The following is a 21,393-nucleotide window of genomic DNA, read 5'->3' on the forward strand; positions in this document are numbered from 1 at the left end:
ATGGAAGTTCTGTAACTGTATTTTAATTATCGAGAACATCAAAGAGTCAGGACTCCGGTCTTGGCTCTTTTTTGTAAATGTTCAGTGAAAGTTTGAAACTCACTGAACATTTATTTCAATATGAAGATTTCGAGGATGAGTTTTCTGCTGACAACTTGCATTCGCAAAACGTGAATCTAGCAACGTTATATGTAATCACTTGAAAAATAACGAGTTGTAATTCATTTGCTATTCAACTAACGGGCAGGATAGCTGAGTCTTCTCGCGAATATCATTAAGTTCGGATATAATTCTTTAATAATTAAAGACTCGGGGGAATTCTTAGTGCGTGTTTACGTTGGAATCGAGAAAATTGACCCGCTTGAAAGACGAAAACAGCATGAAATTACAAAAAAACTTTGGCAGACTCTTTGTGATAAGGGAGTAAGAAAAGGAGATAAAGGACGTATTAAGGCGTATTTAGTTTCTAATTTGTATGAACAAGCAAAAGGATTGGAGGCACAATTCAAAACTGATTTTGAGTTAACCATAATCAAACAAGATGAGGGCTCAAAGTACATAATAGAACTAATAACTCCAGTTTGCAGAATGAGTAATGAAGTATTAGAAGAACTAGCTGATATATTGATGATTTCCGCAGTTGATACGAATACAAAGTTCGATGGTTTTGAATTAGATATTAATGAAATTAAGAAATTAAACAAACCTTTGTGGAAAATTTGGTGACAAGTGAGAGTTCAGTCAGAACAAAAAAATCATTACGCTCCCTCGGAGAATAAGGTTTTTCTCACGAATACTCGCGAATTCGCAGGATTTCACATATAGATTTAAATAGGAGTTTAAATGATTACATAAAATGGGCTAGGCAGTTCCGTTTGAGGGCATGCGGGAATAGAAGGTGTTGGTCTATTTACAACATCTTCCTGAGAAAGGTTTGCTGCACGCCTCTCTCCACAAGGTCCTTGGGATTCACTCTCCCAAATCTCAACGGGTCTATGCCCTTACATTCCTTCGTCCTATCTATCCAAGGTGTGGAGTCCGATCAACGTTAACGGAACGGGTCTATGCCCTAAAGCGTAAAAATCTCGGTACTCCTTGCTTTCTTTGTGAAATCCTGCGAACGAGCTAATCTACGTATCTGGGTTGCGAATTTAGTCGTTAAGCTGCTAGTAGCGGTTGAGCCTTATCCGCGGAGAAAGTTTGTCCTTCTCGCGACATGGCTACAAGCATTCGAGCCAATTTCCCAATCAACTTCATCATGGATTGCATCTTCGTCATTCCTTTTACTTCAATATTGTGTGCATTCACGGCTTGGAATGCACGATTGTGAGATAAGAGGTGAAACACTGAGAAGTACAAATGCTTCCGTAATAACGAGTTTCCTCGTTTGGTTAACTTAATGTGCCCCTTATACTTACCAGAACTACGTTCCGCTAAGTTTAATCCAGCCTTTCGCAATAACTGATTTCCGTGAGACAGCTTACGTAAGTCCCCGCCAAATGCGAATATGGCAGCCATAGCGGGAACAGAAACACTGACGGATCGAACGAGATCAGAACAGGGGATCTCGGGCAATAGCTTTTTAATGATCTCGTCCGCTTCATCAATGATGTTGTAGATTCGTTCATATTCTTCGATGAGGTGCCTAAGTTCCCATTTGTCTTCTTCAAGGGCAGTAGCATCTCCAACGCTATGTCTAGCGAGTGTTTGGAGCTGGATAGCCTTGTTCCTGCCTCGCACACCGCCAGGTCTAGCCATGTAAACGCCCCAAGTTTGCACCATCTGCTCCGGAGTTAACTGCAATACGTCAGATGGGGCTGGGAAACGACGCAAAGTGGCTAATGAACGAGGACTAAAAATATCTTCGAACGCTTTGCAGTATTCTGGAAAACGGATATCCAACCAGCGGTGGATTCTGTTCTTAATCCGTCCGGATTTAACCACCCAATGCTCTCTGTTTGTGACAATAACCCGTAAGCGGCGGAAGGCTTCTTCCTTTGGAGAGAAGGGCGTACAAAACCCGCGGCTTACTGCATCGGCAATGACCAAAGCGTCCTTTGGGTCATTCTTAGATGGAGAGTTATCTCTGTTTTCCTTATTGCGTTTGGTCGTCATTGGATTAACAAGAACAACAGAAATCCCTTGTTTCATCAACCAATGAGCAAGATTGAACCAGTAGTGACCGGTACTCTCCATTCCCACAATGACGTCATTTAAGTTGTGCCTGTTCTGTAATTTACGAATACTACTTATTAAATGCTCAAATCCTGCTTGGTCGTTCGAAAACATAATAGGGCGATTGGTGAGGACAATACCTCGAAAGTTAATAGCTTGAGCAGCATGTTTTTCCTTGGCAATGTCGATGCCAATGACAAGCGTAGAAGTGGAAACACGTTCTACACGTTGATTTTGAGCTTTAGTTAGTCTAGACTTCATAATAACGCCTCCTAAGGTGAGTTCTGAGGGCTCCAACCCAGTACATACTCATCCTAGCGGGGCGTTCGTTTTTCTGCAAATTGAATCTACTAACACCTACAGGAATGTTAACGGGGAACTATAGTTGAATGAATGCAGCGTAAACCAGTCCGTTTAAAGGACTGGTTTTTTCAGTACATAAGATATAAGTTATGTGAGAAAAGTGTCACTGAGCTAACGGAGGATAACTTATCGAAACGAAATCAGTTGCAGTCTATATAAAGGATTTTATTATAATGCGCAGAATACTGGAGGTATGAACTTGAAATAAACATATTGCAATATAGCATCAAATTGCCGGAAATCATAGGGTGATGATTTTTATCGAATTAATACCTGGACACGTTATGAGTACATTTCCGATTGGGAGGAGAAATCCATGAAATTAAGTTATGAGCAGAAGAAGGAAATTCTGAAGAACGGTTATGTTAAAATTCCAGATGTCGTTCCAAAGGTTATGATTGATAAAGCCTTGCAGGCAATTAATCATTCTGTTGGCGAAGGAATGAACGTATCGGATATACCGATATTCAGGTCTCAATCCTACTGTCCCGAACTCGTAAATTCTCCAGTGATTACGGATTTATACAACAATACCCCAATCTCTGATTTAGCGGAGTCCGTCATTGGCGAAGGACAAATCAAGCCAATCACCGGTGGGCAGATTGCTCTTCGATTCCCAAGTATGCAAGACCCGCCAAGGAAGCCAAGCCCGCACCTCGATGGCATGTATTCGTCGCTAAATGGAGTGAAGGAAGGTACGATTGGCAATTTTACTGCATTAGTAGGTATTTTCTTAAGTGATACCCCTGAACCCTATTCGGGGAATTTTACAGTATGGCCGGGGACTCACCATATTTACGAACAGTATTTTAGGGAGCATGGACCAGAATCGCTTCTCAAAGGAATGCCGCCTGTGGATATGCCGGAGCCTGTACAAATTACCGGAAAAGCGGGGGATGTGGTTCTGGTACATTACCAAATTGCTCATGGCGCAGCCCCGAACGTCTCACCGCATACCCGTTATGCTTGTTTTTATCGGTTAACTCGCGTAGATCATGAATTGTACCCTCCTATGACGAACATTTGGATGGATTGGCCCGGTATTAGGGGTATCATTGAGGAAAAATAGAGAAATAAGGAGTAAGGGCTGTTCCGTAGTCTTAATTGACGAGTAGACTGGGGTTACGACTACTTCAAGGTACGCCCTCCGATACGTTGTTCAGTTTACGACCAGCTTCATATTAGAGGGGCTGGTAGCATTGAGCTAACGGGTAACGGAGTCCAACCAGAACAGGGAGCAACACCGCCGTGGTGCTGCTCCCTGTTCTGGTTGAGTTACTGGTAGGTTAATTTAATACCATATTGTGCTAAAATAGGTTAAAAAGGTAATGAGGGCGGCATGAACATTAGCGTTGATATGAGGGAAGAAGATCAATTACTTGGAGCCTTAGAGGAAATATACAACCTTTCAAGGCCAATAAAGTGTAAATTCCTAAGAGGTAATTTTAATGATCATTACTTCATTGATGCAAATGGAAGCAAATTTGTTTAAGGGTTTATAAAAATAATAAATGCTACATTAGAAACATTACAGATGTTCGATTTGAACTAGATTTCCTGGAGTATCTTCACAGTAATCAGAAATATTGAAGAATAACGCAATGGAAACCGACATGAAAATCAAAATAAGACCATTGGTATCGGTACAGATTCTTGTCATCCAACATCAGGATGCACAAGAAACCATAAGGAACTGAGGTACTCCATTAGCCGAGTATGATTACTTTAACCCATTTCCGTCTTTGACAAGATATTTACCACATTACCGATAGCATCATTGTCAGGTAACCGCCATCAATACGTTAGCTTGTCGTAAGCCTTTGAAAAACAACTGATGATTTCATTCAAATCAATTGAAGTTTAAAACAAAATAGATCATAATCACTTCATAATAGATCATATTCACTTCATAATAGATCATTTGTAATCGCTTCCATTAGTTGTATCATAAAGGAGAAAGTGTTAAAAATACCCTGTTTTTTGGGGAGGAAAGGAAATCAAGAGGGATTCTCGACTTGAATGAAGCTGTAGTATGTAGCACAAAAATGATTTGCACCCAACATTTAGGCTGATCGCTCCTAGCGGTGTTGTAAGCGAGAAAGAATGTGCAGCTAAATTATCTTTGAACAATATTAAGGAGGTGGGTTTCTAGGTTGGGGGACAGGAGAGATCCAATTTTTGGCGCGAAGTGTTGAAAGATCTTCACCGTCGTGGCACGTGCTGTATTCAAGGGTATAAAAGAGAAGTGGAAGAAGCTATACCCAAAGGAGATTAAATCCTGGGAGGAGCAATTGACCACTCTACTCGCCTTTTACAAGTATCCTTCATTAACTTGGCAGGCCATCTACGAGAGAAGGGAGGAATCGTTTGCACATTCGTCTTGATATGAAGGCAGCATATTATTGAATCCTAGGAGGAATACATGAAAAGTACAAATGCTAGATATAAGCGATTGTTATCTTTTGTATTACTACTCCCTCTTGTCGTTGGGATGATTGCACCCGACGCGTATGCCGCAGTAAATGGAGACGGAACGGATGTCATCAATGAGGATTATGCCGACCGGACTAGCCTTCAGCCATTAGCCCCGGCTTTCCGAGTTGAAACGTTGCTGCGTTGGTCGCCTAACATCGATCCAGATGCTGAACTGAACCGTGCAAGCATTCCCCTGAATACCAAACGATTCAAAGGGGCTCAGACTAACCCACTGGCACATCCACAGGCAGGCATTACCTCGGCTGCAATCACTACATGGAATCATGATGAAGCAAGCTCCGTCGGTAGCGATGAGTTCAATGTCTATGCATTTGATAACTGGCAATTGCTAGATTCTTATATTTACTGGGCGGGAACCAATGAAGGCATCTTCGCCATCCCATCCCCGGATATTGTCGATGCTGCGCATCGCAATGGTGTGCCTATCTATGCAACCGTAGGATTCCCCTGGGGCGCCGGAACCCCTGGCGCACTGGCCGAGGTTACGGCATTCACGCAGCAAAAATCAGATGGCACGTTCCCCGTGGCAGACAAAATGATCGAAGTTGCTGAATACTATGGATTCGACGGCTATTTCATGAATCAGGAAACTTATGGCGTCAGCAAGACGACGGCAGAACGAATGAATGAAATGATGCGGTACGTCAAGCGGAAATCTAATCTGAAATTCAGTTGGTATGATGCGCAGTCCAATAATGGTAACGTATCCTACCAGAATGCAGTTAACAGCAATAATGATATGTATGTCAAACCTGCTGCTGATGGGGCGTATGCGGTGGATGAGTTCTTCTTGAACTATAACTGGGGAACGAGTCAGATCAACACAACCGTCTCGACGATGAACGGTCATAACCGGGATCCTTATGATGCCTATGCAGGCTTCGAAATTCAACAGAATTCCTATAACACCACGATTAATACCACACCACTCCTCAATGAGCAGAAACAACCCAAAGTTTCGATTGCGCTCTATACGCCGAACTCCACGATGGGATTAGCCGCAGATCCTGCCGATTTCCATGAGAAAGAGAAATATTTGTGGACAGGTCCGCAAGGGGATCCGACGCTAGCAGACGATTCATCCAGCTGGAAGGGAATGGCCCGATTTGTAACAGATTCATCGGTCATTCAAGAAATGCCTTTCACGACCAATTTCAATAGCGGTCATGGTAAACAATACTTTGCGGATGGCCGTGTCGTGAAGCCCCAAGAGTGGAATAACCGCTCCGTCCAAGACATTATGCCAACGTGGCGTTGGTGGATTCGCAGTGTAGGCAGCAGAATCAATGTAGCCTATGACTTCGACAAAGCCTATAATGGCGGGAACTCGCTCAAATTCAGCGGCCCGTTGAACGCGGCTTCCGTCAACGATACGATGCTATACAGCACTAAGCTTCCAATCACGGACAAAACGAAGGTCCGTCTCGTGTATCAGAACAAGGCGGGAGCGGAGGTATCTCTTGGTGTAGCTTACAGTGCGGATTACGCGCAGGATCAGATGAAATATTATGCATTGCCGAAGACGGGTGAAGGATGGAAATCGACCGTAATCGATCTGGGCGGAGAATCGGGGAAGACAGCGTATGCGCTAAGTCTTCAAGTCAGTAATACCGACAAACTGGAGAACGCAGCAATACATTTAGGCCAGATCTCCGTCTATGATGCAGTAGCACCAGTGATATCTGCACCGGATCAGGCTAAGATCGATGAACAGATGATCCGAACTGCATACGATGCGGAAGCTCGCTTGAGCTGGTTGCCGAAGGCGAATGTGCTCCATTACGAAGTCTATCAGAAGAATTCGGATGGGGTTACAACACTCCTAGGCGTCACGCCGAATAGTCATTTCTACGCATCGAAAATTGCTAGAACGGCTGCGAATGCTTCTCCAGATAATATCACAACGCTACAAATTGTGCCTGTGAATCCGGACCATCAACGCGGTGCAGCGGCGGAAATCGCATTCCAGTGGGGCGTAGACACATCAGCGACCGAAATCAGTGACCATTCGTCCTCACTGAATGTCGCACTGCATGCCACAGTAACCGGGGTATCGGCTGAGAACGAAGCGGAACCTGCTGCGAAGGCGCTAGATGGAACCGCGACAGGGAACAGTAAATGGTGCGCGACAAATAGGCAGAGCGGCTACATGTCGATTGATCTTGGCGAGACGAAGACCATTCGCCGTTGGCGCGTGGAGCATGCCGAATATGGCGGTGAAGCCAAGGATATGAACACGATTGATTTCGAGCTGCTGTACAAGGATGACGCAGGAAATTGGATCAGTGCCAAGCGGATTCGTGACAATTACAGCGCCGTGACAGATATCATCTTGGATCAGCCTGTAACAGCCCGTGAATTCAAGCTTCAAGTATATAATAGCGGTTCATCTCCGTGGGGAGGGATTCGGATCTATGAATGGCAGATGTTCGAGCGCGGGGCATTGCCGAAAACAGAAAATGTTTTGATGCACTTCGTAACTGCGGATAACCAAGAAGGGGCTCAGGATAAAGTCGTACTTGAGCGTGTACGGAATGGCCAAAAGGTTCGATTATACAAATCATTGGACACCAAGGAAGTGTTAGCTGAGAAACTGGCAACCAAAGACGGTACCATAACTTTTGAAACGCTGGATTTCGGGCCAGATGCAGGGAGAATTTATTACACGGTTCAAAGTGAAGGATCCGATGAAAGTCTCAGATACAGTACGGCCTACACAAAAGAACCTGTCTTTGAAGCTAATGAACAAATTGCGCAATCCGGCATGACGGCTACAGCTACAAACTTCGAAGTGGGCTTCGAACCAAGTAGAGTGCTAGACGGCGATTCGGCTACCCTGTGGCAGTCCAAATCATCAACGCTTTTACCAGCATCAATCACTCTTGACCTTGGTAGTACGTATGATGTGAACCAGATCAGCTACTTCCCACCGGGCAAGGACACACCTGAAGGAACCATTACCAAATACGCATTGTCTGTCAGCACGGATGGGGTTAACTTCAAACCCGTCGTCAGCGGCGTATGGGCTGCAGAAGACAAAGAGAAGAGCGTGAAGTTTTCCAAAATAGCAGCATCTCATATTCGTCTCGAAGCGATCGAGGCAGTAGGCAATATTGCAGGTGCTGCTGAGCTGAATGTCTATCAGGTGCTTCGAACACCTGCCGAAGCAGGAACAACTCTGTTCGCTGATAGCAGCGTTGAATCCGGTAAAGAATTCGCTGTGCAATTCGGACTTCGTTCTGTAACCCAAAGCGTTTATGCGCTGGATACGGCTATGGAATATGACTCGAAGCTGCTTCAATTCATTTCTGCTGAGCCAGTCAAAGATGGAATCAGTCTTGTCTCGACCGTCAAAGATCAGCCTGGCAAATTGCGCTTCATTCTAGCAAGTAACGGAACAGAGAATGGTATGAAGGGCGAAATACAGCTATTGAAGCTGAAGTTCAAAGCAGCTGTGGTTGAGCAAGCGGCTGCAGCATCGATATCCGTCAAGAATGCTACGATGGGCGATGATACAGGCAAAGAAATCATAGGATCACCATCCACGATTACTGTTCAGATCCAGCCTAAGATCGTCAATCCAGGTATACCAGGCGACGTGAACCATGACAGCAAGGTAAGTATCGGAGATCTTGCGATGATCGCGGCGAACTACGGTACAACTTCTGTCAGCCCAGATTGGGAACGTGTAAAGCATCTGGACGTGAACAAAGACTTAAAGATCGATATTGAGGACCTTGTATTTGTTGCTAGCAAAATTATAGAGTAAGTACCCCTAGGTTCGATCCCTTCCAAGTCTATGGTGTTGAAAGGTATCATTTACTTGGAAGGGGTATTTTCTTGGATTAAACCTCGCATATTTCGAGCCATTTCGATCGGTGACAGTGGCATTTGATTCTTAATCCACCATTCCACAACACCTACAAAAGGTGCAGCTCTATACTGGGAATGCATCACCTCTTTGAGCTCATGATCACTAGATTCTACGCCAACATCATGTCCTTCCATGACGGCCTGTTGTAGACGATCTCGGAAACATTGGCCGCCCCCTTTTTCTAGCATTGTACAATAAAACAAATAATGCTCTTCAAAATATTCAAATACAGGGAGTAGTGAGATACTGCTTAGGGTGCCCGTAATATTCAAGAAACGGGAATCTACCATGTGAATGAGTTCTCTTTTTTACGTTTAAACTACAAGTAAATATAACCTCAACCGAACGTTTTTGTATTTACAGAGAGTTCATTTTTTTGTACTATAACCATATGAATATTACATCCTTGCACCCATATGTTTATTATGCGACCCGATACCCGTTCTCCAAAGGACAGACCAGCTCGCAGCGTATATGTTATGGAAGCTCCCTCTATCTGATCAGCGAGGGTCAAGGTGTCATACATACATGCGGACGGACGCATATAGCCCAGCCCGGCTCGCTGGTCTATATCCCTCCAGGGCAGATCCATGAATGGATTGCGGATGATTATGATCCGATGGTACATATTTGCTGTTATTTCGACTGGCACTTCGTAGACCGGCAAGCGCGATTCAAGTCACCGTCAACGATTGTATACGATTTCCCGCAAGTACAGGCCGACATGATCGGCCCGGCTTTTCTCTATTCCATTCCGGAGCATTCGATTGTTGAACGAATACGCATCTGGACCGAACTATTCGAAGGCTTCTACACGGACAATTTGTATCCAACTGAACGTACGATACTGAGGAGCTTGAAGGTGCAAAGTCGGTTTCAAGCATTTATCGAGTATTTTTTAAGCTTCGCACTGAATGGGGCGCAATTTCCGGACCCGCGTATGGATAAGCTGCTGGAGTGTTTGGATCAGGATTTGATGCGGGGCCGACCGGAGCCGCTGGAACATTATTATGAAGATCTGCAGATCTCGCGAGGCTATTTTTTCGAGCTGTTCAAGCATGCGACGGGAATGTCGCCCCTACAATACATGAATCACTTCCGAATCAACAGAGCAAAATACGACTTGAGCAATTCTCAGCTTACCGTCACGGAAATAGCGGAGAAGCATGATTTTTCATCCATCCACTTTTTCTCCAGACTGTTCCGGAAAATCACTGGAACAACCCCCTTGCAATATCGAAGAGGCCAGAAATGATCGACGCTTGAGGGTCGGATCCGGGAAGCTCATTGCATCTAACCGTTGCACATATATTTTAATTGTCATATGGGTGTGCCCCGTTCCATCGAAACGCAAAAAAGAGGAGGGGCTATCGCCCTTCCCCCTCGGCCGTAATAGAAACTGGCCCTTTACACAATTATCATTTCACGACGTTACTCTAATGAGGATAGAAATTCAATCGTTTTGGCATCTGGCTTATAGGCAGTTGTGTCAAACGGTTCTTTCATCGCATTTTGCGCCATTTCCAAAAACTCGGGAAGGCCCAACTTTTCAAAACCTTTCACATACGAGTCCCAATCAGTGTCTAGCGATTTGCTGCCCAGGATGAACTGTGCTTTCCATTGATTCACATATTGCTCTATATTGGTCTTGAGCAACGCATATTTCTGATATTGTTCCGGCTCCATCCAGATCGCGCCAGGATAGACTTGATCCGGCTGATGCCCGGTATAGTTTTTCATCGTCTCCAGCAGCAGCAACGACTCCAGTCCGTCGGCGGAAAATGGCGGTTTGGCCTCGACGAAGCCGTTACGCCACGTCATATTCTGGTATACCGGACCCATCTGGTTCCAGCCTTCATTTTGCTTCGCGCCAGCCGAATAGAACTTATCGGATTGGGTGACGAACAGCCCTTGCTCGCCGTCAAGCCCCTTTACTCCTGCAGCGGCTTTCGTCCAGTACTTTCCTTCTGCGCCGAAGTTCATCATCTGTGTGCCCTCTGGCGTGTAGATGAAATCTATCAGCTTTATAAGGCGGATGATTTGAGCCTCGGTCGCTTTTTTCGTCACAACGACGGACATCGACCTTGGCGTATTACCGCTGAAGGAAGCATATTGCGTACCATCCGGACCTTTCAACGGCGCCATGGAGCTCCAGTCGGGATAGCTCTTGTGCCCCGCGTCAAGGAAGGCGCCACTATATAGTGAAGGAATGACAGCAACTTTATCTTGTGCGGCTAGTGGTTTAAGTACCTCACTTTTCTGGCTAAATGCCTGTTTATCGATCAAGCCCTTCGAATAAAGTTTATTGATGTAGGTGAGTCCATTTCTCCATCCTTCCTGCATAGGAGCGTACGTAACCTTTCCATCATCCACATTAAAAAGATCAGAGTTATTGTGGTAGATGAACGCATTCATAAGGAACACGGTTGGATCATAGCCGTCCGATGTACCAGACAGCGGAATCAACCCATTATCCTTAAACACCTGTAGCACTTGCTCGAATTCTTCGGTTGTAGTCGGCATCGTTAAGTTGAATTTCTCCAGATAGGCGGTGTTCATCCAGAACTTCGAGCCCCAATAACAGTGTAAACAGGAGTTGTACGCAGTGAGCCCATAAATATTACCGTCGGGTGCCGTGATGGCCTGCTTCAATCCGGGAGCTGTATCGATCGCCGATTTCAAATTAGGGGCGTATGTATCGATATAGCTGTTCAAGGGAAGGAGTATGCCCTGTTTAGATAACTTTAATATTTCAGAAGGCGTGAATGATCCTGACCAAAACACTTCCGGATAGTTACCGCCCGATAGCAGCAAAGACTGCTTGGTGGCCGAGTCGCTGGAAGGAGACGTCACCCACTTGATGTTCAGTTTGTATGTATCCTTGACATACTTGGTAAACCAGTTCGTTTCCAGATCGATGACATCACCAGACGGCACGGCGAAGAACGAAACGTCAACGACGCTATTCTCATCTACTACTTTGTCGGTCTGCTTTCCGTTCCCGCCGTTATTTCCCGAGCAGGAAGACAGAATCAAAAGTATGCAAATCAACGCTGCTGTAATTGATATTTTACTTGTTTTAGACATGTATAAGACCCCTCCATCTTTCAAATTTTTGAAAGCAGATGAAAAGAAGCATACCGGTTCACGCTTTGATAGAACCGATCATCACCCCTTTCACAAAATATTTTTGGATGAACGGGTAAAGCATTAAAATTGGTACACTGGCAACGACGATCACGGAATATTTCAGCAAGTTTTTCATATCCTCGAACTGCTTCAGTTGCTCTGCCGATAGGCTCATCGAGCCGAGCGAGACCGAATTGAGTACCAATATTTCGCGTAGCACGAGCTGCAGCGGGTACATCTTCTCACTATCCAGTAGGATCAACGCGTTGAAGTAGGAATTCCATTGACCCACTGCAGACCAAAGCAGTAGAACGGCAAGGACTGGCTTAGACAGCGGCAATACAATACTGATAAGATAACGGCCATCGTTGCATCCATCCAACTGAGCTGCTTCGTACAGATCGTTGGGTATGGTCGACTGAAAGAACGTCTTCGCTACGATGACCGAGAAGACGCTAAGTGCACCTGGCAACACCATCGCCCATATTGTATCCAGCATGTGAAGCGATCTCACAACTAGATAGAACGGGATCAGCCCTCCACTGAACAACATAGCGAACAACAGCGCCCAAACGAGCAGTTTTCGTCCAACAAATGTCGTTCGTGATAACGGGTAAGCCATCATGACCGTTAGACTGATGCTTATTAGGGATCCCAATGCGGTATAAATAATGGAATTTATATAACCGTTCCAAATTTGTGGATATTGAAATACGGCATGATACCCGTTCAGTGTCGGTTGAACGGGCAGCAGCCAAACGCGACCCTCCATAACGGCCGTCGAAGAGCTGAATGACGAACTGACGATATAGATCAGCGGATAGGCAACGGCAATCAACACGAGCGTAAGCATCGTATAGATGATGGCCATGCTGATCCGATCGGGCAAAGACTCTTTGATGAGCGTGTTCTTTCTCACTTTCATTGCCGCCCCTTTCATTAAAACAGACTCGAATCGGAATATTTGCGAGCTAGGAAGTTCGCGATGAAGATCAGCACAAACCCAATGACGGAGTTGAACAAGCCAACGGCAACAGCAAAGCTGTAATTCATATTTACGAGTCCGATCTTATAAACATAAGTCGATATGACCTCTGACGTACTGAGATTCATAATATTTTGTAGTAGAAACACTTTCTCGAAGCCCACGCTGAGTAGACCGCCGATCGCCATAATAAACAGAATGATAATGGTAGGGCGGATGGCAGGCAAATCGATATGGAATATTTTTTTGAGCCGGGTGGCGCCGTCGATCCTGGCCGCTTCATACAGCTCCGGATTGACGCCCGATAATGCCGCCAAGTAGACAACCGCTCCGTATCCGGTTTCCTGCCAAACAGCTGACCATACAAAGAGGGAAGAGAATGCGCTTGGATCGCCTAAAATATCGATTGGATCCGTAATGCCCACCAAACCCGTCAATTGACCATACAATCCGGTCGATGGCGACAACACGATATTAATGATCCCGACTAATACAACCGTGGAAATAAAATAAGGAGCATAGGTGAACATTTGAACGACCTTCTTGAAACGTTGATTGCCCACCTCATTCATAGCCAGAGCAAGAAGAATAGCTGCCGGCGCGCCAATGAAAAGCGAGTAGACGCTAAGCAGCAGCGTATTCTTAATGATCGGCCAGAAAAACGGAGATTCGAAAAACATAGTAAACTGTTTGCCGCCTACCCACGGGCTGCCCCAGATGCCTTGAATCGGGTTGAACTCTTTGAAGGCAAGTTGGATGCCGAGGAGCGGGACATAATTGAAAATGATTAGAAAAGCAACGGGAACGGCGACGATGGCATACAATTGCCAATGCCGGACAATATTCTTTTTCCAGTAGGCAGTCATTCGAACAGCCAAAAGACATTCCTCCAAACGTTTTTTAATGAAAACGCTTACCAAACCATGTAAGAAATTTAATATATCGTACACGATTTTATATGTGGATAAAATGGGCTAGATTCCGTTAGAACGATCTAACTTAGTTTTCTAGTAATCGGTGAACCGAATTATTCATGTGGGTACTCATTGCTTCGAGCCTGGTTGGATATTGGATGAGGGTTAGATAGCGATGAATACGCTCAATTATTGAGATCACCATCTGCTACATATAGTCGTTGCGGGTGTAGCTCAATATTGAGCCGTACAAATCTTTGTTCATCATCGAGATAGCGCTTTCAATGGAAAATGCGCAAGTTTATCCGTCCCCCCCTTAAAAGTCACTGAATTCATTTTTTCTTGCATCTCACTCCCCTTAGAGTAAGCTAAATATTGTTTTTATTTTATCCGAACCATTCAAAGAAGTATTTAGCAAATAATCATTTATTTGTACAATCGTCAGGTCATAGAATGGTTGTCCTTCTAGATGTGGGTCCGCACAAATGCGTGGTTACAACTTAGTTTTGTATAAATGAACGTTAGTTTTATGCATCGTTTATCGTTCAGGGTGAAGGTTACAATAGAGTCATATCTAATCCAAAATGAGAGGAATATGATGATGACACAAAACAATATACCGATACCGGAGCCCCGAATCGCACATTTTGAGCAGTTGGGCTTCGGAATGTTTATTCATTGGGGCTTATATTCACAGCTAGGACAAGGCGAATGGATTCAACATCTGGGCAACATCCCGATGCTGGAATATGTGAAGCTGCAGGACACGTTCACCGCTGCTGACTTTGATGCCAAAGAAATCGCACGCATCGCCAAAAGATCCGGCATGAACTACATTACGCTTACAACCCGCCATCACGACGGCTTCTCCTTGTACGACACACGGGGGCTGAACGAATACGACGCACCGCACAGCCCGGCTGGTCGCGACCTGATCGCCGAATTCGTAACGGCCTGCCGTGAGGAAGATTTACTGCCGATGCTGTACCACACGACACTGGATTGGCATGAGGAAAGCTTCGAGAACGATTTCGAAACCTATCTCGAATACTTATACAAGTCCGTTGAAATCTTATGTACCCATTACGGGAAAATCGGTGGATTATGGTTTGACGGCAACTGGAGCAAACCGGACGCAGACTGGAAGCTTGACGAGCTGTACAGCATGATTCGCCGACTTCAGCCAGACGCACTCATTATCAACAACACGGGGTTGGATCAACGCGGAGCGACGGGGCACCCGGAAATCGATAGCGTGACTTATGAGCAAGGGCATCCTGAGCCGATGAACCGGGAAGGCATGGCGAAATATGTTGCGGCCGAAATGTGTGAAACGATCAACGATCATTGGGGCATCGGCAGCATCGATTTCGCGTATAAATCAGTGCCGTATTTGATTGAGAGCTTGTGCGCCTGCCGCAAAGTGGGTGCGAATTATTTGTTGAACGTGGGACCGACAGCAACAGGCGGGATTGTGCCAATTCAGCTGCATTTGATGGAGACGATCGGCGAGTGGATTGCACTCCACAGGAAGCCGATCTACGAAGGCAAACCAAGCGACGTGAAGGGCGAAGGGAGCAACTTCGTTCTGGAAACGTTGGACGGCAAGCTGTATGCATTCATCTACAATTTGAAAATTAGCGGCCACGAAAATGTAACCGTTGGCGGCGGCGGAGCTGGGGATAAATCCTTCACGGGACTCTCGCGCAAAATCAGTTCGATTCGTTGGCTCGACAATGGAGAAAAGCTGCCATTCAAGCAGGATGAAACTGCTGGATCATTTACCTTCAACGCAACGGGGTATCCGTACGGGATTAATCTGGTCGTGCGGGTAGCGGAAATCGAAGCTGAATCCATATAAATTAACGAGAACGTCCGATTCGCGAACCTGTGGGTCGAAAAGCTCAATTATAAAAAACGGGAGATTTCTACAATGAAGCGTAAATTAACCTTTCGCGAGGACGGCACATTCAAAATCGTACAATTTTCCGATACGGAACTGTTAGATGAATTCGATTATGATCCGGAAACGCCGGAATACGACGCCGCAACACTGCGTACGATGGAAGTGATCATTCTTGCCGAGCAGCCGGATTTGGTCGTATTTGCGGGGGATGTGATCGCGAGCAATCGGGCGAAGGATCCGATCAAGTCGATGCGCGTTGCTGTATCCGTTGTAGAACGACTTGGCGTCAGTTGGGCGGCTGTGTTCGGTAATCACGATTCCGAAGGGGTCGTGCCGCGTAAAGCGATGCATGAAGAGCAGTTGAAGCATCCTTACAACGTTGCGCTTGAAGATCCGGAAGATGTAAGCGGAGCAGGCAATTACGTCTTGACTGTCACGGATGAAAGCGGAAAACCAGCTGCAGCGCTTTATTTTCTCGATAGCGGAGATTATCCTGCCCATGGCAGCCGAGTCGGAGGTTACGCGTGGATTAGGCGCGACCAGATCGATTGGTATACAAAACAGTCGCGCGAGCTGACGCTGCGCAATGGCGGCAAACCTTTGCCAGCGCTTGCGTTCTTCCATATTCCGCTGCCGGAGTATAACGAGGTGTGGGATTTCCACGTTTGCCGCGGGTACCGGTATGACGGTTATTGTGCGAGTCCGCAGATCAATTCGGGCTTTTTCACGGCGATGGTGGAAATGGGTGATGTGATGGGGACATTCGTCGGCCACGACCATGCCAATGACTTCGTTGGAGAGCTGCACGGAATCAAGCTTTGTTACGGACGATCGACCCGGTATGTGAGCTTTATTGATGGGGTAAGAAACGACCATATGCCCGTTGGTGCTCGCGTTATTCAACTGAAGGCGGGCGAGCGGAAGTTCGATACTTGGATTCGCGATTTTGAGGGCAATGTGGTCCTAGAGCAACCGGAGCATTTGCCGGAAGGCCGCAAAGCGTAACGTTCGGCTAAGGAGGACGAGGGCCATGCAGGATAAGGGAGTGTCGCAATCCGCGCCAGCAACGATCCAATTCGGCATTTTTGCCGATTTGCATCAGGATATTATGCATGACGGCGAACAAAGGTTGCAGCAATTTATAAATCGGATGAATGGAGAACAGATCGATTTTATCGTCCAACTGGGTGATTTGTGTCAACCGAAGGCGGAGAACGCTTCATTTTATCGCATATGGGAAAGCTTCGAGGGACCGAAATATCATGTTGTCGGCAATCACGATACCGACATCAGCGATAAGGAGACATTTCTACGGTTTGCAGGGTTAGAAAGCAGCTATTATTCTTATGACTTCGGAGACTATCATTTCGTCGTGCTGGATGCGAACTACTTTCAAACGGAGGACGGTCGGTTCGTTGCTTTCGAACGGGGCAATTATTTTTCTTATTGCCAAATTCCGAACGCGCTACCGTTCATTCCGGATGAGCAGCTCGAATGGTTGAAGCAGGATTTGGTGGCGACGGACAAAAGAACGGTCATATTCAGCCATCAAAGCCTGGAAAATCCAGTAGACGGCATCGTAAATCGCGAGGCGATACACGCCATCCTCGTTGAAGCGAATCGGGATGCAGGATTCCAGAAGGTTGTCGCCTGTCTGAGCGGACATGACCATATCGACCATGCGGAGACGAAAGATGGCATCCACTATGTGGAGCTGAACAGCATGTCGAATCAATGGTTAGGCGAAGGGTACGAATGTAAGCGGTATTCGGAAGAAATCACGGAGAAGCACTACGCTATCCGATATGTCGCACCGTATAAGGATCCGCTCTTCGCAATTGTGACGCTGCAGCCGAAGGGGCTGTCGCTGAAAGGCGTACGGAGTGGTTTTGTGGGACCGAGCCCGCGCGAGCTTGGACATAGCGGTATTTGTTCTGGGCGGGAGATCACGCCGAATATTACAGATCGTGAACTGAATTGGTAGTCAAATTTCAAATCCCATCAAATAAAGTGATGAGCCATGATCCAAAGTGCTTTAACGGGAAAAGTTAGTTCAACGCACCATGGAGTAGTTTGCCTTCGGCAGCTACTCCATTTTTTCTTTAGTGTGGAAGAAAATTGAATGTGTCGCTAGTCAAATTTTTTAATAGGGAAAATTTTCATAAACATTGTTACGAATCATCCATTGACAAGTCTTATTAATAGAATGCTTGCATCCTTTAAGGGTCCAGGCATTCTTTATTTTTTTATAACTATAGTGTCTCTCTTTATCCAAGTGCTGGAGTTTTGAATTACTATTTCACATGCTACATGAGGCTTACGGCAAGAGTAATAAATGAACCAAATTAAACATGTTAAATATAATTATCTGAAAATAGAGTGGATTCATATTTTGAATTCGAAAATGAAACGAAATTAAATTTTAAACCAACAAAACAATCGTTTTTCCGAAAAAATGTCGTTATTTTGTAATTATATGTAGAATTTAAGGAACGTTTGTCAAAGGTATTGAAAATTATATACAACATATTTAATATACAAATTAGTCATATTTTACTTGTTGTTGAAGGAGGGAGTGAAAAAGAAGAGAACGTTGTTTGTTCCGTTAGATCACATCACAATTAAAAGGAGAAATGAAAATTATGATTCGTAAGTTAGCAGTTTTGTGTATTACCATAGTCTGTACAATAGCGTTATCGGTCAGCGCATTTGCTGCTACTGATGCTTCAACGGAAGTGAATTCTTTAAAATGGCCTAAAAATCAAGCGCTTCCAAACTTCGATAAAGCTAAACATTTGGATGTTGCCAATGTATATGAGGCATCAGGGGATATCAAATTGCTTTTGACAACCCTTGAAGGAATAATAAACAGGAAACAACCACGAATTTATGTGCTTCAGAATAAAGTTGACCCTTGGTTGAAGGATTTAAAGGTTCCTTATAAGCAACATGACAATGCTATGGATGTTTTCAAGAAATATGCAAAAGAGATTAAAGGCATTATTGTATATGATCCTAATATACCGGATTCGATTAATGTGGCAACTACACTTGCAGGACTAAAAGATGCCGTTGTCGCCAGTCCTGAACTTGCACAACAATTAACTGCTGCACCGTATAACCTGTCTTTACTTGAAGACTTACAAGGCAAATTTAAAAATCGTATGGATGCGTACAATTGGCAATATGAGAATCTCTGGAGCCAAACGACTCAAAGAATGTTGGTCGGATTGAGTCCGAACACATCCATCCCGATCCCGCCAGGAAATTCTGAATTGTTCCAAACGATTGCTATCGAAAAGGAACAAGTTCGTGATAGAAGTAATCGGAAAACATATGAATTTGATTTGTCTTCATATTTGGGAAAAGAGGCTGTCTATCTCCGCTTCGATGATGCCTTTCCTCAGGATGGCTGGGGGCCTGCAGTTCATCAAGTGACTGTGAAGGCAGACGGACAGGTCATCTCAGATTTTAAAACGGGTACCTCCGAAGAAGAATCTTTTCTCTATGACCGACATAACTCCAAATTTTTACCTGGAAGCGATCACCGCTTCGTAGATCACGGCAATTACTTTGTATACGAATTTAAACCTACAGCTAATACGAAGCAATTAACAGTATCTATTGAAATGTGGAACCAATACAAAGTATCTGCAAGCAATATTAAACCAGTCTCGTCTGAGGAGAAGGAACCTTTTGGTTATCTACGAGATTATGCCGTAGCAAACAAAGCGATGGTCTTCTGGCTGTCAACAAGTGTACCTGAGGAAAAGGTGCTTTTCGAGAAGATTCTATCCGATGTAAAGCCGGGGACACCTTATTTGGGGTGGTTCGACAATGATTTCGAAGGGGAGGTAGCTGGTCTCGAACTAACGTCTCGTCATAGTGTTTATGTTTTACCTTCTGACTGGTTTCATAACATGACCGTATTTTCAGGAACAAAAGTAAAACAACAACCGACACCAAAACGAGTTGATCCTAAGCTGGAGAATAAAATTTACATCACTTATACCTTTGGCGAAGGTGACAACTTGCAATATGACCAGAATCATATGCGTAACTTATGGGATGATCCCGCTCGAGGCAAAGTACCAATTAACTGGACCGCAAGCCCGCTGCTGTATGATGCTGCTCCTGCCATTCTGAATCATTACCGTTCAACTGCGACGAAAAATGATCTGCTTATCGCAGGACCATCTGGAGCGAGCTACTTCAATCCGCATGTCTGGCCGAAGGAGACATTTACGGAATACCTGAAACAATCCTATTCGTATCTTAAGAAAACCGACATGTCGTATCCTTATGTGCTGAATCGGGAACTTGGAAAAGACATTCCGCTCAGCGATTCGACGGCAGCTGCGTATGAGGAAAATTATAAACTACCAGGTCTTTTCTTGGCAGGGGAAGATAAAGACAATATTAAAATCATGAATGGGAGCCTTCCGGTATCTATGATGCGAGGCATCTCAACTGTTCAGGACGGTAAAAATTTATTGACTGATGCAAAGAAAGACTGGGATGGCAAATCTTCAAAGTTTATTTCAATTGGGATCAACGCTTGGAGTATGACACCATCGGATGTTTTAGCTATCACTGAATCTCTTGGGCCAGAATACCAAATCGTTAAGGCTGATGAATATTTCTCACTCGTCAGAAAAGCCTATGGATTGTCCAAATAAGTTTGAGAAGTAATTAGTGTTCTTAGTAAATAGTGAGGGCTGTCACAAAAGGATATAGACCTTTGGGACAGCCCTTTAAGCAATAATCGTAGGACGATTTTAGGATAACCGTGTAAATCATTGTTCTTGTAGCATGCTTTTCAGTGTGAATAATGTGTTAGAATTGTTAGATTAAAGCATCTTATCAACGAAAGGCGGAATAAAAATGAATATATTTATCGACCAAAATGGTAATTCTAAGGTCGCTATTGTAGATAGCTCTGACATCGTAATACACGATGTACAAGATGCATTGGATTTAATGGCTTCTATTAGTTACAACTACAATGGATGCTATAAAATAATGATTAACAAATCGAACATAACTAAGGATTTCTTCGAGCTAAAAACCAAACTTGCAGGTGATGTACTGCAGAAATATGCGAACTACAATGTAAAGCTCGCTATTGTTGGAGATTTCGTTGAGTATAACAGCAAGAGTTTGAAGGATTTTATTTATGAGTGTAACAACGGCAAGCAGGTATTCTTTTTAAAAGATAAACAGGATGCACTTCACGCTCTTCACAGTATCAACTAATATCGCAGCCAAAGGGACTGCCTGACGATGTTAGCCACGAGGTAAAGAAACAAAGTGATAAAGAAAATGGGGACGCTCACACAGTTTATCTCACGTCTGAGTAAAATTGATGAGCCTGAGAATGTTTGGATGGTATTTTGGTTTGACAATTAGTAGTTATTTGAACTAACGGGTAATATCATTAAAGTAACTGGGTACGATAGTAGAACAATTTTCCTCTAGTTTCGATTAGAAAACCGGGTTCCTTTACTAGAAAAGCCCCCGGTTCATGCGGATAATTGCTTAGTGTACGATT

15 protein-coding genes and 1 pseudogene are annotated in these 21,393 nt (G+C 44.6%); 11 read left to right on the forward strand and 5 right to left on the reverse strand.

All coding sequences use genetic code 11. The features are described from left to right. Nucleotides 1-324: 324 nt before the first annotated feature. On the forward strand, nucleotides 325-726 hold the full coding sequence (locus AC0YN6_RS21605; protein ID WP_475749381.1) for a hypothetical protein: 402 nt from the start codon (nucleotides 325-327) through the stop codon (nucleotides 724-726). A 432-nt stretch (nucleotides 727-1,158) separates the two neighbouring features. On the opposite strand, the gene AC0YN6_RS21610 is transcribed toward AC0YN6_RS21605, so the two are convergent. Further along, complete coding sequence (locus AC0YN6_RS21610; RefSeq protein ID WP_475749382.1) at nucleotides 1,159-2,436, reverse strand: IS110 family RNA-guided transposase; 1,278 nt, start codon at nucleotides 2,434-2,436, stop codon at nucleotides 1,159-1,161. Between the two features lie 418 nt (nucleotides 2,437-2,854). Between AC0YN6_RS21610 and AC0YN6_RS21615 the strand changes: the two genes are divergently transcribed. From AC0YN6_RS21615 to AC0YN6_RS21630, 4 genes and pseudogenes are all read left to right on the forward strand, one after another. Then, nucleotides 2,855-3,607: a phytanoyl-CoA dioxygenase family protein gene (locus AC0YN6_RS21615; RefSeq protein ID WP_475749384.1), complete on the forward strand. Its 753-nt coding sequence runs from the start codon at nucleotides 2,855-2,857 to the stop codon at nucleotides 3,605-3,607. Nucleotides 3,608-3,877: 270 nt separating this feature from the next. Then, nucleotides 3,878-4,030: a hypothetical protein gene (locus AC0YN6_RS21620; protein ID WP_475749385.1), complete on the forward strand. Its 153-nt coding sequence runs from the start codon at nucleotides 3,878-3,880 to the stop codon at nucleotides 4,028-4,030. Between the two features lie 718 nt (nucleotides 4,031-4,748). Continuing rightward, nucleotides 4,749-4,886, forward strand: a pseudogene (locus tag AC0YN6_RS21625) (transposase); the annotation flags it as partial. 74 nt (nucleotides 4,887-4,960) lie between these two features. Further along, nucleotides 4,961-8,803: an endo-beta-N-acetylglucosaminidase gene (locus tag AC0YN6_RS21630; RefSeq protein WP_475749387.1), complete on the forward strand. Its 3,843-nt coding sequence runs from the start codon at nucleotides 4,961-4,963 to the stop codon at nucleotides 8,801-8,803. Nucleotides 8,804-8,853: 50 nt separating this feature from the next. Here AC0YN6_RS21630 and AC0YN6_RS21635 read toward each other — a convergent pair whose 3' ends face one another. Continuing rightward, nucleotides 8,854-9,198, reverse strand: a complete 345-nt coding sequence (locus tag AC0YN6_RS21635; protein ID WP_475749388.1) for a TetR-like C-terminal domain-containing protein — start codon at nucleotides 9,196-9,198, stop codon at nucleotides 8,854-8,856. An 86-nt stretch (nucleotides 9,199-9,284) separates the two neighbouring features. Here AC0YN6_RS21635 and AC0YN6_RS21640 point away from each other — a divergent pair, with 86 nt between their 5' ends. Further along, a complete protein-coding gene (locus tag AC0YN6_RS21640) occupies nucleotides 9,285-10,163 on the forward strand; it encodes a helix-turn-helix domain-containing protein (RefSeq protein ID WP_475749389.1) in 879 nt (292 codons plus the stop codon). 176 nt (nucleotides 10,164-10,339) lie between these two features. Here AC0YN6_RS21640 and AC0YN6_RS21645 read toward each other — a convergent pair whose 3' ends face one another. The 3 genes from AC0YN6_RS21645 to AC0YN6_RS21655 are packed head-to-tail and all read right to left on the reverse strand — an operon-like array spanning nucleotide 10,340 to nucleotide 13,900. Then, nucleotides 10,340-11,995 (reverse strand): type 2 periplasmic-binding domain-containing protein, encoded by a 1,656-nt coding sequence (locus AC0YN6_RS21645; protein WP_475749391.1) that lies wholly within the window; start codon nucleotides 11,993-11,995, stop codon nucleotides 10,340-10,342. Nucleotides 11,996-12,053: 58 nt separating this feature from the next. Then, nucleotides 12,054-12,962: a carbohydrate ABC transporter permease gene (locus tag AC0YN6_RS21650; protein ID WP_475749392.1), complete on the reverse strand. Its 909-nt coding sequence runs from the start codon at nucleotides 12,960-12,962 to the stop codon at nucleotides 12,054-12,056. A gap of 14 nt (nucleotides 12,963-12,976) precedes the next feature. Continuing rightward, on the reverse strand, nucleotides 12,977-13,900 hold the full coding sequence (locus tag AC0YN6_RS21655) for an ABC transporter permease (protein ID WP_475749393.1): 924 nt from the start codon (nucleotides 13,898-13,900) through the stop codon (nucleotides 12,977-12,979). 631 nt (nucleotides 13,901-14,531) lie between these two features. Here AC0YN6_RS21655 and AC0YN6_RS21660 point away from each other — a divergent pair. From AC0YN6_RS21660 to AC0YN6_RS21680, 5 genes are all read left to right on the forward strand, one after another. Next, nucleotides 14,532-15,797, forward strand: coding sequence for an alpha-L-fucosidase (locus AC0YN6_RS21660; RefSeq protein ID WP_475749394.1), 1,266 nt, complete (start codon nucleotides 14,532-14,534; stop codon nucleotides 15,795-15,797). Nucleotides 15,798-15,869: 72 nt separating this feature from the next. Beyond that, nucleotides 15,870-16,847: a metallophosphoesterase family protein gene (locus AC0YN6_RS21665; RefSeq protein ID WP_475749395.1), complete on the forward strand. Its 978-nt coding sequence runs from the start codon at nucleotides 15,870-15,872 to the stop codon at nucleotides 16,845-16,847. A gap of 25 nt (nucleotides 16,848-16,872) precedes the next feature. Further along, nucleotides 16,873-17,826 (forward strand): metallophosphoesterase family protein, encoded by a 954-nt coding sequence (locus AC0YN6_RS21670; protein ID WP_475749396.1) that lies wholly within the window; start codon nucleotides 16,873-16,875, stop codon nucleotides 17,824-17,826. A 658-nt stretch (nucleotides 17,827-18,484) separates the two neighbouring features. After that, on the forward strand, nucleotides 18,485-20,521 hold the full coding sequence (locus tag AC0YN6_RS21675) for a GxGYxYP domain-containing protein (RefSeq protein WP_475749398.1): 2,037 nt from the start codon (nucleotides 18,485-18,487) through the stop codon (nucleotides 20,519-20,521). A 205-nt stretch (nucleotides 20,522-20,726) separates the two neighbouring features. After that, nucleotides 20,727-21,098 (forward strand): DUF4180 domain-containing protein, encoded by a 372-nt coding sequence (locus tag AC0YN6_RS21680; RefSeq protein ID WP_475749399.1) that lies wholly within the window; start codon nucleotides 20,727-20,729, stop codon nucleotides 21,096-21,098. Nucleotides 21,099-21,393 lie beyond the last annotated feature (295 nt).

Source organism: Paenibacillus sp. J22P15 (assembly GCF_056269345.1).